Genomic DNA, 15770 nt, shown 5'->3' with positions numbered 1-15770 from the left:
TTACCGGCATATCTCTCTTCTGACCCAAACGTTACAACCGTTGATGGGCAAGAATAGTGCCACCGCCTAAGTTAGACGGCGATATCGAGACCGTTGTCCTCAGATGAGGTTGGTGGATTGAGGGTCTCGGGCGGCGTTTCGGACTCGACGATTTCGTCGTGAAGTTCGAGCTTATCATGAGGCGCTTCTTGCTCCTCATGCTGGCGTCGATGATCCTCGGCTCCGTCGGAGCCTTGGACTCTGTAGGTCTGGTTCTGGACCTTCGGTATCGCAGTGGTCGGCTGAACACGGATGATGTCAGCCATGGGCTGTTACCTACCTTGCCGGAACCGTCCCCTCCGAATGCATGTGGTTTCGAAGCCGGTTCATGGCTTGTGTATGGAGCTGATAAACGCGAGACTCGCTCACGCCCAGCACTTTGCCGATCTCTTTGAATGTCAAACCTTCGAAGTAGTAGAGGGCAACGACGAGCCGCTCGCGATCGGGAAGCTTGTCAACGCCGGAAGCGAGTACTCGGCGGACCTCGCGGCCTTCGATCTCTCCGGCTGGATTGGAGTCTTCATCGACGATCAGCTCGACGAAGTGGATATGATCGTCGCCGTCGCCAGTAGTCAAAATGTCGTCGAGGCTGTAAACGTTGGTGCGGCCCATTCGGACGAGGAGTTCGGATACGTCTTGAGCGGGGATGCCCATCTCGTCGGAAATCTCTTTCTCGGTGGCGGGTCTTCCCAGCGTTGTCTCCAATCGCATTACCGTACGGTCGAGCGCTTTGAGCTTTTCGCGGATGGAACGCGGCACCCAGTCTTCATCTCGAAGCATTTCGAGAATCGCGCCACGAATGAGTGCGATCGCATATGTTTCAAACTTTACGTCTCGGGTGGGGTCAAACTGATCGACACTCTTGATCAATCCTATAACTCCGGAGCCGATCAGGTCTTCACGATCCAGTCCTCCGGGCAAGCTTGTTACCAGACGTCCAGATGTGATCTTGACCAGGTACGCATAATGATTGATCAGTTCGCTGCGTGCATCAAGTCTCTTGTAAACTTTGAAGTCGATCCACGCTCGTTTTAGTTGTTCGGCTGACAGTGCCACGCTAACTCCACCTCTTGTAGGTTCTATGAACCTTATTCCACCCTTTTAAGATTTCTTGATTCTTTACTCGAAGAATTACTAGACTACCTTTGCCTCGGCCTCTGGGTCGGCTTTTCTTCGCTTAACCGGATTCAATCGGATCGGTTGCACCTGGGTTGCAAAGAAAACATACCAAACCATGGTGAGAACGTACGCTACCAAGAATGCGATACCCGCTCTGACGACCGTCGTCATAGGATCGACCTGAGCAAGAATTCCGCCCGATAGAGCTATTAGTGCAGTCAGTCCTCCGATCAGTTTAGGCATCGATCCAATCTCCGTACGCCGGAACCAAGGCTAAGCCTCACGTTAAATCCTGGCAACTTTCGCAGGTTACTTTAGGGTTTGTGCAGGCTTTTTGCGAGGTTTCTCGCTAAAAAACCTATAGTAATCGCTCAGATTTTGCTCAAAGGCCTATCGATAGCCCATCGTATGCCAATTCGATGCCCTTTGGCAATTCGGCATTGACGATGTCGTGATCGTAGTCGGCGCTCAAGTGGGTGAAGTATGTTTTCTTTGCGCCAATCGTCTGGGCAACTACAATCGCCTGATCGTAGTTAAAGTGGTTCGGATGGGGCCGGTACCGCACGGCATCAAGGATGAGAGTATCAAGCCCAGACAGCCTCGCCATGACTTCGTCGGGGATGCGGTTCACATCGGTCAGGTAAGCAAAATCGTTGATCCTTAGCCCGATAACCGGCCATTCGCCGTGCCAGATGTCCAGACGTTCGATCTCCAGCCCAGCCATTTCGAGCACGGGCGGCATCTCTTGGAGGATAAACCTGGGCACGAGGATTTCGGGGTCTCCGTGATCTTGAAAGGCATAGGCGAAGATCCGGCGAATGTCGTCCTGATATCGCTCGTACGTGAAGACCGGAATATCCATCCGGTGAGCCACGCAAAACGATCTCAAATCGTCCATCCCCATGATGTGGTCCGCGTGGGTGTGGGTGATGATGACGCCCTCGATGCGCTTGATGTCGGCGCGGATCATCTGCAAACGCATTTCGGGCGAACAATCCACCAACACATTCCCTTCTGGCCCCTTGAGAACAATGCTGCACCGCATGCGGTGGTTTTTAGGGTTAGCGAGGAAATCGGGCGAATAGTCCATGCCGAGCATCGGCACACCGTTGCTTGTGCCGGAGCCCAGAACGACGACCTCGGCCATCACAACTCGCCTGCGGCGCGCAAGACCTCAATGGCAACGACGGTGCTGCTGACTTCGCTGTATTGCGACACTCGCTCGATACATCGAGCAAAGTTCCGCTCGCTAAGGTCGTCATGCGAAGGCTGAGCTTTGCGTGCCTCACCAAGTAGACGGACCGCCTCAAGGTAGAACTTCGCGCGGTTTTGGGGCAGCGACTTGTTCTGGATGGAGGAGTACAGCCGGTTCACCTGCTCGTACAACCCTTCCCAGCTCATCCGGGCTTCGCTTTCGGCGCGGGCCTTGGCGATGGCGTGTTCCTGCAGCCGTCTTGTTTCGGAGTCGCGCTTTTTGGCAAGCTCCCACTCCGTTGAAGTGACACCGTCGATGATGCGTACCTTGACGGGTTCGTTCAAAAGCTGGGCGAGTTGAACCTCCATCGTACGCTGAGTGGCTGGGATACGCAGATGCCCGGAGAGCTCCGTGGCGTCGAACGGCAAGCCAAGCACGAAGGTGCCTTCCTCGAAGGCGACGGGCCTGCATGTGTTGAGCGCCGCCCAAACACCAACGCCCGTGACACTCTTCTTGATTTCGGGGAGAGCCTCTTGCCAGACCTGAACGATATCCGCCATAGCTTGCAGGCAATTATAGACCCACGGGTCAAGTCGGGCGCTACGGCGAGGGTGTGCGGGCGTGGTTGGGGTGGAGAGAATGCTATTTGTGCAGAGTGCGTGAGAGTTGAGTGAGCCTACTCGGACTTTCCTGCCTTCGCATCAAAACAACGCCCCTGGCTCACTGCTCTCAAGAACAGCCTCCAACTCCCCAACGTCCCCCAAAAGCCTGCCCCCCAACTCTATTAGCGCACGATTCCCGGGAGGTGCATTCTCCGCAGACCGCACCAGCACCGGACAAAACCGCTTCATGATCGCCTCTTTTGCGCCTGACCACGTCCCGCCAGTTCCAAGACTCGAAGAGACCACCACCGTTCCTGACGACAGCGCATAGATCAACTTGTTGCGGCCCATCGCGTTCCCCGCCGAGAATCCAGCATCGGGCTGGTAGGGCGTGACTAGCAATCGATTAGGACCTGACAGGCCAGCAAGAACCCGCCGAAGCATGGAATCGGGAACGATCTCAACCGCTTCCCCACCCGCAGCGATTGCGGCTTCTGTCGCCACTTGATCCACACCTTTGGCGCCGCCAGAAATCACAATGAAGCCCAGGCGTACCGCCTCTTGAGAAACCTGGCGCGCGAAGGCCGCCCCGGCATCGTCGACCGCCCGTGAGCCTACGATACCGATTGATCGCGCGTTGAGCAAGGGGAGATTTCCGGAGCCAAAGATCGCGGCAGGATGTTTCCCGCTTAACTTCCGAATCCAATTTTGCGGATAGTTATCGTCGAATTCAGTCACGCAAGAGATGTCGGTCTCACTCAGAGTTGCCAAAGCGTCTTCGTATTCGTGAAGGTCCTCAAAACAGGCGGCGACTCGCGTCGCATCGGTGGGGGCTAGGACTCGGTTGGAATACTCGATGACCTCCTCGGCGGAGGACGCACTGGCTACACAGCCTCGCAATTCACGCCAAATTTTGGGGGGGACGGAGTTCCGGCCTGGGATCAGGTGCGTCGTTAGGGCGACCGTGAAGAGTGTTCTCATCGCTGCCTCCGTGGACGTGCCGTTGCCAGCGCGAAGGGGATCACCTTGTCAGCCCCTGCGAGCCGGAGCTTGCGGCCAATCGCCGAGAGAGTCCAGCCGGAATCGACGACGTCGTCCACCAGTAGCACCGTCCCAGGTCTGGCCCCTGACACTTCAAAGGCATCCCAAACATTGGAGAATTGGGCTGCCGTGCTCAGCATGAGCTTTTGGGGCTGGTTGCTTTCGACCTTGGTTACGGCTTCTGTCGCAGGCACGCCAAGCTCGGCGGCAATCTGCTCAGCAAACCTCTTTAAGAGATGAGGATGCCGCGAGCTGGGGACCCACGTCACCCAATCCGGTTTGATCTCGTAGCGCCGCAATGCCACCAATGACGCGTCGATCAGCTCCTTTCCGAACGCATCTTCCTGATACTTCCCTTCGCGTACCATGCGTCCCCACTCGGGATCGCCATAGCTGCTCAACGCAAGGCCGGGGCTCACTTGCTGCTCGGCTGGGATTCGCCGAGATTTCATGTTCGCCTGAGCGATGGGAAGCATCTTCTTCGCTTCGATCTCATAGGCGAGGCCCATCATGAATCGGCGCGCGGCCTCGATGAAATCTTCGTCGAGCTTGATCGGACTCAACGGCTTGCAGTTGTCGCAGCGACCGCACGTTTCATTTGCTTCGTCGTGGAGGAGTTGGGCAAGAGAGACCATCCGGCATTTTTGCGTTTGGGCATAGGCCTTCATCTGCTGCATCTCTTCTTCACGCTGCGCTCGTACTCGCTCACTTCTTTCGAGGTCGAAGCTGCTCACAGATGGCAAAAGGGTATGCCCGTCTGGACCCGACCGGATATGCCCCTCTGCATCCAAAATGTCGAGGCATTGCTGGACGATGCTTTGCCGGAGTCTTGCCTGCTCCACGATTTCGTGCAAGGGCAACGGACTTGCGCTCAGAGCTCGGAAGACCGCTTCGAAGGCGGATTTGGGTGGGCTTGATGTGGATCGGAAGTGCTCGGCGATGTCCTCATCCTCCTGGCCCACGAGCAGCACACCAAAGGCCGTCTCCAGACCCCGCCCGGCACGCCCGACCTGCTGATAATATGCCACGGGTGATCCGGGCATTTGGTAGTGGACGACAAACCCAACGTCCGGCTTGTCATAACCCATTCCCAACGCTGAGGTTGCGATTAACGCTTTGAGCTGATTTTGGGAGAAGGCGTCTTCCAGACGCAGTCGTTCTTCAGGGTCAAGCACTCCGTGGTACGCCTCCACTTCATGGCCCTGTTGCTTTAGCCACGCGGACACCATTTCGGCATCGTGAATGGTGAGGGTGTAGACGATGCCGGTTCCGTCGAAGCGAGGCAGATACTTGGCAAGCCATGCAAGCCTCTGTTCAGGCAACGGGAGGTCGAACGCAGAGAGCCGGATGCTTTTTCTCATTAACTTGCCGCGTTGAATCTGCAGCGTTTCGCCAAATTGTGATTTCAGGTCTTGGATGACACGCTCGTTTGCGGTGGCGGTTGTGGCGAGGACCGATGCAGACGAGGGTAGGTCGGGCACGATGCGCATGACGCGCTTGTAATCCGGTCGGAAGTCGTGTCCCCAATCGCTCACACAATGGGCCTCGTCAATCACCAACAGCCCGACTTTTGGAATGATGGAACCGAGAATTTTGGAGCGAAAGCGCTCGTTGGCGAGACGCTCGGGAGAGACGAAAAGAGCATCGACTTCGCCTGTCAAGATTCGGGCTTCGACCCCTTCCCAGTCCTTGACGTTAGCTGAGTTGATCGCCGCCGCACGAACTCCCATTTTTTCGGCAAGCTCAAGCTGGTTGCGCATGAGGGCAAGCAGTGGGCTGACGATCAGCGCCATCGAGCCTTGACGGCGCAGAGCAAGGGTCGCCAAGAAGTAGACCGCGCTCTTCCCCCAACCCGTACTTTCGACGACGAGGAGGCGAGAAGTCGGCTGAAGAGTCTTGGTGATCGCTTCCCATTGACCGTCCCTAAAGTCTGCTTCCTCACCAAATGCTGTACGCAGCACCGTCAACCCTTCTTCAAGAGACAGGGTGGGACCGTGTGGAAAACTCGATTTCATAGGGATTTGGAACGTGCCGCCAATCGTACGTCAGGTTCAAATTCTGGCAGGAAAGGGGCTAACGTATATTTGCCAGAATGCTGTTTTTTGAAAAACTCCTGGTATTTCGCGTGGGCTTCCGAATGCCGTTTGCCGAGAATCACTTATGTAGGTTACGCCGAACATGATCGGCGGGGCTGCTGTACCCAGGAGAAAGGAATGCCATTGTACGCTTACACGGCGGTTGATGCCGGAGGTCGAACCGTAAAGTCGGTGATGGAGGCAGAGAGCGAGTCTCTCGTGCTTGCCAAGCTGCGCGACATGTCGCTGCACTGTACCGACATCAAAACATCGAAGAAGGCGAAGGTCGCCAAATCTTACGGCAAGAAGAAGATGAAGCCAAAGAGCCTCGTCGTCTTTTCGCGACAGTTCGCAACGATGATCGACGCCGGTATTCCCATTCTTCGATGTCTGGACATTCTGGCTGGGCAGTGCAAAGACCCAACTTTGAAGCAAGCCATTGAGCAGATGAGTCTGGACGTTAAAGGGGGTACAGCCCTGAACGAAGCGATGGTGAAGCATCCGGTCGTGTTCAACAAGCTCTTTGTGAACATGATTCGAGCGGCTGAGCTCGGCGGTATTTTGGATGAGATCCTCGACCGTCTGGCAGGCTTCTTGGAGTATGAGAACGAAATCCGAGGCAAGATCAAGGCGGCGATGATGTATCCCGTCCTCGTCCTTTGCTTCTCCGTCGTCATGCTCTTTGCTCTGTTTAGCTTCGTTTTGCCGAAGTTTAAAGAGATTTTCACGGGTATGGACGTCGAACTTCCGCCCGTCACCGCTGGCCTGTTTGCCATCGGCGACTTCATGAACCAGTTCTGGTATGTGATCGTCATGGCCGCCGTCGGAACATTTTTTGGCCTCAAGGCCTGGGGCAAGACGCCCAAGGGCCGGTATCAGCTTGATACGATCAAGCTTAGGATTCCGATTGTGGGAGAGTTGACGCTCAAGATGAGCGTCGCCCGATTCTCCCGAACTTTCGGAACGTTGATTAACTCGGGTGTTCCGATCATGCGGAGCCTTGAGATCGTCGGCGAAACCCTGGGCAATGTCGTTTTGAGCGAGGCTATCGACACAACTCGAGAAGCGATCCGCGAAGGGCAGAAGCTCTCCGCACCGCTCACCGAGTCGAAGCTCTTCCCGACCATGGTTACGACCATGATCGACATCGGTGAAGAGTCAGGACGCCTGTCGGAGATGCTCGTCAAGGTTGGCGACTTTTACGACAGCGAGGTTGAAGCCACGGTAAAGGGACTGACCTCGATGATCGAACCGATGCTCATCATCTTTATGGGATGCGTCGTCGGATTTATTGCGATCTCGGTTATGACGCCGATCTTCAAGCTCGTCAACAGCGTGAAGTAGAACGATTTTCGGGGCAGCAGATTGCTGCTGCCTCGGTCCGATTGCCGGAGAAACCCTAGGATGGGGAAGAACCGAAGATCGGAGAATTGCACTGATAATTGTAGCAAGAGGGAGAAGCCGATCATAGATTGGGGAGCGGCCACTCTCAAAAGTCAAATAGTGGTAGAGAAGGCAGATGTAGCCTTCGAGTGTCAGCAAGGATAGCAGACACTGGTCAGAACATCAATGGAGTGATGAATGTCGCAGGCATTTGGTCTAAATGAAGATCCTGAAAGTTTGGTCTTACGGTACTTGGATAATCCTCGTGCCGATCTTAAAGACTTAATTCTTGTCCACTATGGGAGCCTCGTTGAGCGCGTCGCCCGACGCTTCAGCGGACTTGAGCCCCAAGAGGACCTTGTACAAGTTGGGTTTATCGGACTGCTCAACGCATTATCTAAGTTCGATCCGACGGCAGGTGTTCGTTTTACGACGTACGCCACCTATCTTGTCGCCGGAGAAATAAAGCACTATTTACGCGATCGTTCCCAAACGATTCGCCAACCCGCTTGGCTGCAAGAGTTGCGGCACAAGGTGAACCGCGCTGCGGGAATTTTGCAGCAGAATCTTGGACGCAACCCCAGCGAGGCTGAGATTGCGGAAGAGATCGGGGTTAGCGAAACTGCCATCCGCGAGGTGTTCCAAACTCAAGAGCTTCTTAAAGTGGCTTCCTTGGATTCAGCGCCGACTGACGACGACTCCGATGCCGATGTCGAGAGGCTTGATGCTTCCGACTTCTGCCCTGAGCAGCTGAGCGTTGAGGACAGAGTTCTGCTGGAAAGTGCGATGGCCCAACTTCGCGATCTTGAGCGCCAGGTTCTCGTGCATTTTCACTTCGATGCCATGAACCAGACTGAGATTGCGAGCAAGCTTGGAATCTCGTGCAACTATGTTTCGCACATCCTGCGACAGTCGCTTGCAAAGCTGCGCAAGATTATGTCGGCTGAGGAAGTTAAGGATCGAGTTCTGCGACGACAGGCTTCGGAACTGGATTACGATGTGATCGACCCCGAACTTGGAGTCTATACCGAAGGGTACTTCAACTCTCGATTGCAGGAAGAGGTTCATCGCGCTTCGTCTGAAGGCGGCGCGGTAGCTCTGACCATGGTCCACGTTACAGGACTGGAGTCGATGCGCGCTTTCTATGGTCCCGACAGCGTCACGGACTTCCTGGCTGACATTGCTGACTTCTTGAAGGGTCAGATTCGACGACTCGACTTGGTCTGTCGATGCGGGGCGTCAACGTTCGGAATCATTCTGCCTGCGACAGGAACGAACGCTCTGATCGTCCGTCAGCGATTGACGCAAAAGATCGAAGCATGGATGTCTGATCGTTTGGCACAAGCCGGACAGGTGCGCATCGAAGTTCTGCACTCCTCTTTCCCAGAGAATGGAAAGTCGGCAGAGCAGCTCATCGAGAGCGCAAGTCCGAAGCCTAATCCAGAATCTTCGAAAGCAAAGCGGGCGGCCTAAGCGCCCGCTTTTCCGCTATACTCGGGGCATGCTTCTTGCAGGTAAGAAGGGTCTCGTCCTCAACGTCACGAACAAGAACTCCATCGGCTGGGCGATAGCCGAACATGCGCACAATCACGGCGCCGATGTAGGCGTCGGCGCGCAAAACGAACGCATGATGGAAAAGGTCGGAGAGCTTGCTTCCGGCTTCGAGCGCATGACCCCCTTCATGATCGACTTTTCGTTTGACGATCAGCTGGAAGCGCTACGAGATGCTGCGGCGGCAAAGTATGGGAAGCTTGACTTCCTCGTTCATTCCGCCGCCTTTGCCAACCGTGAAGACCTTGCCGGACGTTTTATCGAGACTTCCCGCGAGGGATTCAAGACGGCGCTTGATGTCTCTGCTTATTCCCTCGTGAAGCTGTGTCACACGCTTGAGCCTATCCTCAATGACGATGCCAGCGTGCTGACGATGAGCTACCTCGGCTCGGTCCGTGCGGTCGGAAACTACAACGTCATGGGCGTTGCCAAGGCCGCTCTGGAGGCGTCGGTTCGCTATCTGGCTGTCGATTTGGGTGTACGCGGCATTCGCGTAAACACTCTGAGCCCAGGGCCGATCAATACCGTGGCTGCTCGTGGCGTGAAAGGGCTGCTGGGAATGATCGAGTACGTTCATGAGCGTGCGCCGCTAAAACGTGAATTTGGGCAAGATGAGGTGGCTGGATCAGCCGTCTATCTCTTGAGTGACCTCGGCAAGGGAGTCTCTGGACAGGTCATCTATATTGATAACGGATACAACATCGTAGGCATGTGAAAAAATGTCCCGTCTGCTCACCGTCCCGAACTGGTCTTTCGGCCGCGACCGCCGGCTCCTTCAGACCTTCCAGGACACGATCCTCTGCGACGGCCACAGACTTCATTTTTGCGACTCCGATATCGACCATAACCGCACTGTATCGGCGTTTAGTGGGCCACCCGAAAGGGTCTTGAAGACGCTGCTGACTCTGTGCGAAGAGGCATTTGACGTTGTCGATCTGAACCGACATATTGGCGTTCACCCAAGGGTCGGAGCTCTTGACGTTTGCCCCTTCGTGGTGCTTGAGAACGAGTTGAGCCTCAGCGCAACTGACCTTCAAGAGATGGTCGATCGCTTCGCAGAGGAAATTGCGACCACGTATGATTTGCCCGTTTTTCTTTATGAGAAATCAGAACGGGGGCGTCATGAAGCGGACCTGCCGAGCTTGCGCAAGGGCGGTTTCGGAGGACTCTTCGACCAAGAGTTGAACCCGGATTACGGTCCAGTTCGCGCCCACCCCAGACTTGGTGTGACCGTGATGGGCGTTCGCGATTTCTTGATCGCGATGAATGTTGATTTTAAGCACGACGATGGCAGCTTTGCCGAACGCACCGCTCGCAAGATACGTGGGTTGCGCCGTGAGGGCGACGAGCGCTTTTTGGGGGTGCGTGCGCTCGGCCTTTACTTGGCAAGCAGAGAGCTGAGTCAGGTGTCGTTGAATTTGACCCTTCCCGATCTCACTCCGGTTGATCCGATTGTTGAATTGATCATAGAAGAAGCGGGCAAGGCGGGAGTGCAGTTCGCGGAGACTGAACTGATCGGGGTTATCCGTCAACGGGATATGGACACGGCAACTCATTTGACTGTGAACAAGAGTCAGATTGTGGATGCGGTTGAAGAAGAGGCAGAAGTAAGCGATCCGTGATCCTTGGCCTGAGACCGGCTATCGGATGCTGGTACCTTCTTTCGTAACTTCAGCTCATGTCACATAAAGACTTCGATCTCGGATTTCTCGGTGGCGGGCAACTCGCCCGAATGTCGATTCAGGCTGCCCAACGGATGGGCTTGAAGTGCATCTCGCTTGACCCAGGCGAAGATACTCCGGCATCGCAGATAGCCGAAGCGATCATAGGAAAGTTGGACGACCCTAAAAAGGTCGCCGAGGTTCTTCAAGTGAGCCGCCGCGTCACCCTTGAAAACGAATTCATCCCGGCTGACGCCATCCGTGAGGCCTGCGAGATAGCCAAGTTTAACGCCCACGATATCGTTCCTCGCATCGAAACGCTTGAGATTATTCAGGACAAACTACTCCAGCGCCACGCGATGAAACAGGCCGGGGTGCCTTCGCCAAATGCCCTTGCCATTGAAAGCGACGGCGAACAGGCGATTGAAACGATTGGCTTTCCTATGGTCCTGAAGGCGCGATTTGGCGGCTATGACGGCAAGGGAACCCGCTACGCAAAGACTCGCGACGAGTTCGATTCTTATCGCGATCTTTGGGGGAAGGGTGGTTGGCTTGCTGAGGATTTTGTGCCCTTCAAGCGCGAAGTTGCGGCCATGGTTTATATCTCGGAGTGGGGCGCGGGAGCCTTTCCAACGATGGAGACCATCCAGACCAACCACGTTTGCGACCTCGTCTTCCCGAGCGGAGTTGACGCCACTCCTGTCGCCATCGCCGCGGTTGAGGCAGTTGGCGGCTATGGTCTGTTTGGAGTCGAAATGTTTGAATTGGAAGATGGGCAGTTCCTGATCAACGAGCTTGCCCCACGTCCCCACAACACCGGACATTACACCCTCGATTGGGGTGGCATCACTCAGTTTGAGCAGCATGTGCGGCTGGCGATGGGACTGCCGACAGTAAGGCCACAAGGCAACGACGTTTGCATGGCGAACCTCCTTGGACAAGCGGGAGCGAATGACTTTCGTTGCGGGCTCACAGCCGTCTTGGAGGATCCGAGCATTCGTTTCCACTGGTATGGCAAGGCCGAGTCGAGGCCGGGGCGAAAGATGGGGCACCTCAATGCGGTCGGTGAGGGTTGCGTAGAAAAGGCCAAGGCTGCGCGAATGCGATTCTATGAGGCCTGGACCTCTGCCTAGACTTCTCATTGCGGCTGGGACAGACCAATGCCCATCCTAAGTCTGCTCAAGTAAACTGACCTTATTCAGGTGACGACCCCATGAAACTACCAGTCCTTGCCCTGTTAGCCGCCTTCGCTGGCTCGGCTATCGCTACAGAAACTACTATGCAGCTGCAATATCCCGAAACTCGACGTACCGACTTCAAAGAGACCCTGCACGGGGTTGAGGTAGCGGACCCTTATCGGTGGATGGAGGATATGAACTCTCCCGAAGTCGCAGCCTGGGTTGCGGCGCAGAACAAGGTCACAAGCCAATACTTGAGCGATATCCCTGCTCGTGATGCCATTCGGAAGCGCTATGAGAAACTCTTTAACTTTGAACGTTACGAGAGCGCCAGCAAGGTCGGCGACAAGTACATCTGGTCGAAGAACGACGGGCTGCAGAATCAATCGGTGCTTTACTGGGCAAAGTCGCTCGGAGCAAAGGCCAAGGTGCTTCTCGACCCGAACAAGCTATCGAAGGACGGAACGGTCGCCCTGAGCGGAACGGCGATCTCCGACGATGGCAAATGGCTCGCTTACAGCGTTTCCAAGGGAGGTTCGGACTGGCAGGAGTGGCACGTTCGCAACATCGATACCGGCAAGGATCTGAAGGATGTCATCTCTTGGAGCAAGTTCAGCGGGGCGGCTTTCGATAAGGACGGCAAGGGCTTCTATTACAGCGCCTATGATGCGCCCAAGGCGGGCCAAGCGCTTGCCGAGCAGAACTACTATCAGAAGATTTACTATCACAAGCTGGGCACCGCCCAAAGCAAAGATGTCCTCGTTTACGAGCGCAAGGACCAAAAGGAATGGGGCTTTGGCGGAGAGGTCACTGACGACGGCAAGTATCTCGTGCTCTCGGTTTGGAAAGGGACAGACCGCGAGAACCAGATTTTCTACAAGGACCTACAAAGCAAGAACGGGAAGGTTGTCGAACTGCTGAAGGGATTCGACGCACAGTACAGTTTCGTTGGCAACTCTGGCCCTGTCTTCTTCTTCTTTACGGACAAGAATGCTGCCCTTGGAGCTTTGATCTCCATCGACGTTCGCAAGCCGGACCGAAAGAACTGGACCACTGTTATCCCTTCGTCGAAAGAAACGCTCGTTGGGGTGAACCTGATCGGAAGAAAATTCTTTGCGAGCTACCTTAGCGACGCCCACTCTGCTGTTCGGGTGTTCTCCATTAAAGGAAAACCGGAAGGCGAGGTTGATCTTCCGGGAATCGGAAGCGCGGGGATTTTTGACGGAAAGTCCGACGACACAGAATTCTTCTATAGCTATGCCAGCTTTGGCTACCCGTCCACGATCTTCCGCTACAACGTGAAGACGGCGAAGAGCACAAAGGTCTTTCAACCGACGGTGGACTTTGATCCCGACAAGTTTGAGACGAAGCAGGTCTTCTACAACAGCAAGGATGGAACCCGAGTCCCGATGTTCCTCACGTACAAGAAAGGCTTGAAAATGGATGGGTCGAACCCAACTCTGCTCTATGCCTATGGCGGATTCAATATCTCGCAAACGCCATTCTTCTCGGTTTCTCGCTTGGTGTGGATGGAGATGGGTGGAATCTCGGCCGTCGCGTGTATTCGTGGTGGCGGCGAGTACGGCAAGGCTTGGCACGATGGCGGTCGGCTGAAGAACAAACAAAACACCTTTGACGACTTCATCGCGGCAGGTGAGTGGCTGATCGATCAAAAGTACACCTCGACCCCCAAGCTTGCGATTAACGGTGGCTCAAACGGAGGGCTCTTGATGGGCGCGGTGATGACACAGCGGCCTGACCTTTGGGGAGCTGTCCTATGCGATGTTGGAGTGCTGGATATGCTCCGGTTCCACAAGTTCACCATTGGTTGGGCTTGGAAGAGCGACTATGGCGACCCCGATAAGAAGGAGGACTTCGATGTTTCGATCAAGTATTCGCCTTATCACAATGTCAAGAAGGGCACAAGCTACCCGCCAACCTTGATCGCTACGGGTGATCATGACGACCGGGTTGTGCCCCTGCATAGCTTCAAGTTCGCTTCTGAGCTTCAGTGGGCGCAGTCGGGGCCGAATCCGATCCTGATTCGGGTGGAGACCCAAGCAGGGCACGGCGCAGGAAAGCCGACTTCCAAGATCATCGAAGAAGTGGCCGATAAGTGGGCTTTCTGCGTGAAGAGCCTCGGTTGGAAGCTACCGGCAGGATTTTAGATTTTGGATTTTAGATTTTGGATTTGGGATTTGGGAATTACGGCGATGGCGGCAGGATTGCTGGGCTGAGGACATGCTATGCTCTCGGCGCAAGCAAGATGCCTGCACCACAAAAGACTGCACCACTCCCTTCCCCTTCATCTAGGGCAATGAAGCGATAGGCCCTGCCTGCAGTGTGCACTCCTAAGTACACTCCAGGCATGAACCTCACCGTAGCTTGCGCGCAGATCGCGCCGAAGAAAGGCCAGCTTTCTGCCAATCTCGACGTGATCGCCGATACGATCGTGCAAGCTGCCGAAGAGGGGGCTGACCTTGTCGTCTTTCCAGAAACGGCAACGACGGGCTACATCGTCCAATCTGCCACCTTTGAACTCTCTATCACAACGGAGAGCCTTCGGGCAGAGTTAGCCACGCGCCTTTCATCAAGACTCACGAAATCTGTGGACGCAGTCATTGGGTTTTATGAAACGGACAATGGAACCCTTTACAACAGCGCTGCCTATATCGAGTTCTCGCCTGAGGCTTCGACGCTGCGTGGCGCTTATCGGAAGTTCTTTTTGGCGACCTACGGGGTGTTCGATGACGAACGGTATGTAACTCGGGGGACTGAGTTCGGAGCATTCGAGACGCGCTTTGGCAAAGTGGGGATGCTCATCTGCGAAGACGTATGGCACTCCATCAGCGCAACCTTGACTGCACTGGATGGGGCGAGGATGATCTTGGTGCTTAGCGCGTCCCCCGGCAGAGGATTCTGGGGCGAGGACGTGGACAACCACGACCGTTATCGCCGGATGATTCGAGGGACTGCGGAGGAGCACCGCGTCTTTGCCGTCAACTGTCAACTCGCAGGATTTGAAGGGGGCAAGGGATTTATTGGGGGCAGCTTGGTGTACGGCCCGACAGGCGACCTCATTGCCGAGTCGCCGATAATCGAAGAACATCTGCTGATGGGTGAGATTGACTTGGATTTGATCGATATCGCGCGGGCCAACCTTCCCCTTGCGGCCGATCTTCGAAGCTCATGGCCCACGTTGAAGCAGGTTATCGACCGGATGGATGGTTGAATTCAGCGATCAGCGATCAGCGATCAGCGATCAGCGATCAGCGATCAGCGATCAGCGATCAGCGATCAGCGATCAGCGATCAGCGATCAGCGATCAGCGATCAGCGATCAGCGATCAGCGATCAGCGAGTGAATGATTCAACGATGTGAATCGAGAATGCAAGTTTCCGGTTTACGTTTTACGCCTGCTGATTTCCGATATCTGATGTCCGATTTCCAATTCTATAGTTGACAATATATGTAGACTTATATATACTATTCTTTCGGTGAATGCTATGGCTTTGAAATTGGACTTAATCGGAGTTGTCACAGAGGACATGACGGCCTCCATTCGATTTTATAGGATGCTCGGTTTAGAGTTTGAGCCGGGTTCAGAGGGTGAGGACCACGTGGAATCGCGACTTCCAAACGGCATGCGATTCGCACTCGACAGCCTTGATATGGTGCGGTCTTTTTATCCGGAGTATCACGGACAAACTCAAGGGCGAACGGGCCTTGCGTTTCTTTGTGATTCGGCAGAGCACGTGGACGAGCTTTATCGGCAGATCGTCGATGCGGGCTTTAAGGGGCAGAAAGAGCCTTGGGATGCGTTCTGGGGGCAAAGATACGCCCATGTTGAGGACCCGAACGGAGTTGGCATTGATCTGTTTGCTTGGCTGCCCAAGGATGAATAGAAAATGCGCTCAAGTCGTTTT

At 55.0% G+C, this 15770-nt stretch carries 16 protein-coding genes; 9 read left to right on the top strand and 7 right to left on the bottom strand.

Going from position 1 to position 15770, the window contains the following annotated elements; genetic code table 11:
• Nucleotides 1–71: 71 nt before the first annotated feature.
• The 7 genes from KF784_13610 to KF784_13580 form a co-directional block, all read right to left on the bottom strand.
• A complete protein-coding gene (locus KF784_13610; GenBank protein MBX3120098.1) occupies nucleotides 72–305 on the bottom strand; it encodes a hypothetical protein in 234 nt (77 codons plus the stop codon).
• A gap of 10 nt (nucleotides 306–315) precedes the next feature.
• Nucleotides 316–1095 carry a FliA/WhiG family RNA polymerase sigma factor gene (locus tag KF784_13605; protein ID MBX3120097.1) on the bottom strand — a complete coding sequence of 260 codons (780 nt, stop codon included), beginning with the start codon at nucleotides 1093–1095 and terminating at the stop codon, nucleotides 316–318.
• A 78-nt stretch (nucleotides 1096–1173) separates the two neighbouring features.
• A complete protein-coding gene (locus KF784_13600; GenBank protein MBX3120096.1) occupies nucleotides 1174–1401 on the bottom strand; it encodes a hypothetical protein in 228 nt (75 codons plus the stop codon).
• A gap of 139 nt (nucleotides 1402–1540) precedes the next feature.
• Nucleotides 1541–2305, bottom strand: a complete 765-nt coding sequence (locus tag KF784_13595) for an MBL fold metallo-hydrolase (GenBank protein ID MBX3120095.1) — start codon at nucleotides 2303–2305, stop codon at nucleotides 1541–1543.
• A complete protein-coding gene (locus KF784_13590) occupies nucleotides 2305–2913 on the bottom strand; it encodes a hypothetical protein (protein ID MBX3120094.1) in 609 nt (202 codons plus the stop codon). The genes KF784_13595 and KF784_13590 overlap by 1 nt, the downstream gene beginning before the upstream one ends.
• 141 nt (nucleotides 2914–3054) lie before the next feature.
• Nucleotides 3055–3936, bottom strand: a complete 882-nt coding sequence (locus KF784_13585) for a DNA-processing protein DprA (protein MBX3120093.1) — start codon at nucleotides 3934–3936, stop codon at nucleotides 3055–3057.
• Entirely contained in the window at nucleotides 3933–5957 is a 2025-nt protein-coding gene (locus KF784_13580) for a RecQ family ATP-dependent DNA helicase (protein MBX3120092.1), read from the bottom strand. The genes KF784_13585 and KF784_13580 overlap by 4 nt, the downstream gene beginning before the upstream one ends.
• 252 nt (nucleotides 5958–6209) lie before the next feature.
• Between KF784_13580 and KF784_13575 the strand changes: the two genes are divergently transcribed.
• The 9 genes from KF784_13575 to KF784_13535 all read left to right on the top strand — a co-directional run bounded on the left by KF784_13575 (nucleotide 6210) and on the right by KF784_13535 (nucleotide 15749).
• Nucleotides 6210–7415 (top strand): type II secretion system F family protein, encoded by a 1206-nt coding sequence (locus KF784_13575; GenBank protein MBX3120091.1) that lies wholly within the window; start codon nucleotides 6210–6212, stop codon nucleotides 7413–7415.
• Nucleotides 7416–7652: 237 nt separating this feature from the next.
• Nucleotides 7653–8927, top strand: a complete 1275-nt coding sequence (locus KF784_13570; protein ID MBX3120090.1) for a sigma-70 family RNA polymerase sigma factor — start codon at nucleotides 7653–7655, stop codon at nucleotides 8925–8927.
• Between the two features lie 28 nt (nucleotides 8928–8955).
• On the top strand, nucleotides 8956–9720 hold the full coding sequence (locus KF784_13565) for an enoyl-ACP reductase (protein ID MBX3120089.1): 765 nt from the start codon (nucleotides 8956–8958) through the stop codon (nucleotides 9718–9720).
• Between the two features lie 4 nt (nucleotides 9721–9724).
• Nucleotides 9725–10627, top strand: a complete 903-nt coding sequence (locus KF784_13560; GenBank protein MBX3120088.1) for a hypothetical protein — start codon at nucleotides 9725–9727, stop codon at nucleotides 10625–10627.
• Between the two features lie 56 nt (nucleotides 10628–10683).
• Nucleotides 10684–11799 carry an ATP-grasp domain-containing protein gene (locus KF784_13555; protein ID MBX3120087.1) on the top strand — a complete coding sequence of 372 codons (1116 nt, stop codon included), beginning with the start codon at nucleotides 10684–10686 and terminating at the stop codon, nucleotides 11797–11799.
• An 80-nt stretch (nucleotides 11800–11879) separates the two neighbouring features.
• Complete coding sequence (locus KF784_13550) at nucleotides 11880–14012, top strand: S9 family peptidase (GenBank protein MBX3120086.1); 2133 nt, start codon at nucleotides 11880–11882, stop codon at nucleotides 14010–14012.
• 200 nt (nucleotides 14013–14212) lie between these two features.
• Nucleotides 14213–15076 (top strand): hypothetical protein, encoded by an 864-nt coding sequence (locus tag KF784_13545; protein ID MBX3120085.1) that lies wholly within the window; start codon nucleotides 14213–14215, stop codon nucleotides 15074–15076.
• Entirely contained in the window at nucleotides 15069–15212 is a 144-nt protein-coding gene (locus KF784_13540; GenBank protein ID MBX3120084.1) for a hypothetical protein, read from the top strand. Before KF784_13545 ends, KF784_13540 begins: the two co-directional genes overlap by 8 nt.
• Nucleotides 15213–15350: 138 nt before the next feature.
• Nucleotides 15351–15749: a VOC family protein gene (locus KF784_13535; protein MBX3120083.1), complete on the top strand. Its 399-nt coding sequence runs from the start codon at nucleotides 15351–15353 to the stop codon at nucleotides 15747–15749.
• Nucleotides 15750–15770 lie beyond the last annotated feature (21 nt).

The sequence above is a fragment of the Fimbriimonadaceae bacterium genome (assembly GCA_019638775.1).
Taxonomy (GTDB): domain Bacteria; phylum Armatimonadota; class Fimbriimonadia; order Fimbriimonadales; family Fimbriimonadaceae; genus JAHBTD01.
This window is presented reverse-complemented; position numbering and strand designations above follow the sequence as displayed.

Excerpts from the sequence above, each read along its gene's own strand:
- KF784_13555 (MBX3120087.1), top strand. The coding sequence starts at position 10,684 with ATGTCACATAAAGACTTCGATCTCGGATTTCTCGGTGGCGGGCAACTC.
- KF784_13540 (MBX3120084.1), top strand. The coding sequence starts at position 15,069 with ATGGTTGAATTCAGCGATCAGCGATCAGCGATCAGCGATCAGCGATCA.
- KF784_13550 (MBX3120086.1), top strand. The coding sequence starts at position 11,880 with ATGAAACTACCAGTCCTTGCCCTGTTAGCCGCCTTCGCTGGCTCGGCT.
- KF784_13535 (MBX3120083.1), top strand. The coding sequence starts at position 15,351 with ATGGCTTTGAAATTGGACTTAATCGGAGTTGTCACAGAGGACATGACG.
- KF784_13575 (MBX3120091.1), top strand. The coding sequence starts at position 6,210 with ATGCCATTGTACGCTTACACGGCGGTTGATGCCGGAGGTCGAACCGTA.
- KF784_13595 (MBX3120095.1), bottom strand. The coding sequence starts at position 2,305 with ATGGCCGAGGTCGTCGTTCTGGGCTCCGGCACAAGCAACGGTGTGCCG.
- KF784_13585 (MBX3120093.1), bottom strand. The coding sequence starts at position 3,936 with ATGAGAACACTCTTCACGGTCGCCCTAACGACGCACCTGATCCCAGGC.
- KF784_13560 (MBX3120088.1), top strand. The coding sequence starts at position 9,725 with ATGTCCCGTCTGCTCACCGTCCCGAACTGGTCTTTCGGCCGCGACCGC.
- KF784_13600 (MBX3120096.1), bottom strand. The coding sequence starts at position 1,401 with ATGCCTAAACTGATCGGAGGACTGACTGCACTAATAGCTCTATCGGGC.
- KF784_13570 (MBX3120090.1), top strand. The coding sequence starts at position 7,653 with ATGTCGCAGGCATTTGGTCTAAATGAAGATCCTGAAAGTTTGGTCTTA.
- KF784_13590 (MBX3120094.1), bottom strand. The coding sequence starts at position 2,913 with ATGGCGGATATCGTTCAGGTCTGGCAAGAGGCTCTCCCCGAAATCAAG.
- KF784_13545 (MBX3120085.1), top strand. The coding sequence starts at position 14,213 with ATGAACCTCACCGTAGCTTGCGCGCAGATCGCGCCGAAGAAAGGCCAG.
- KF784_13610 (MBX3120098.1), bottom strand. The coding sequence starts at position 305 with ATGGCTGACATCATCCGTGTTCAGCCGACCACTGCGATACCGAAGGTC.
- KF784_13565 (MBX3120089.1), top strand. The coding sequence starts at position 8,956 with ATGCTTCTTGCAGGTAAGAAGGGTCTCGTCCTCAACGTCACGAACAAG.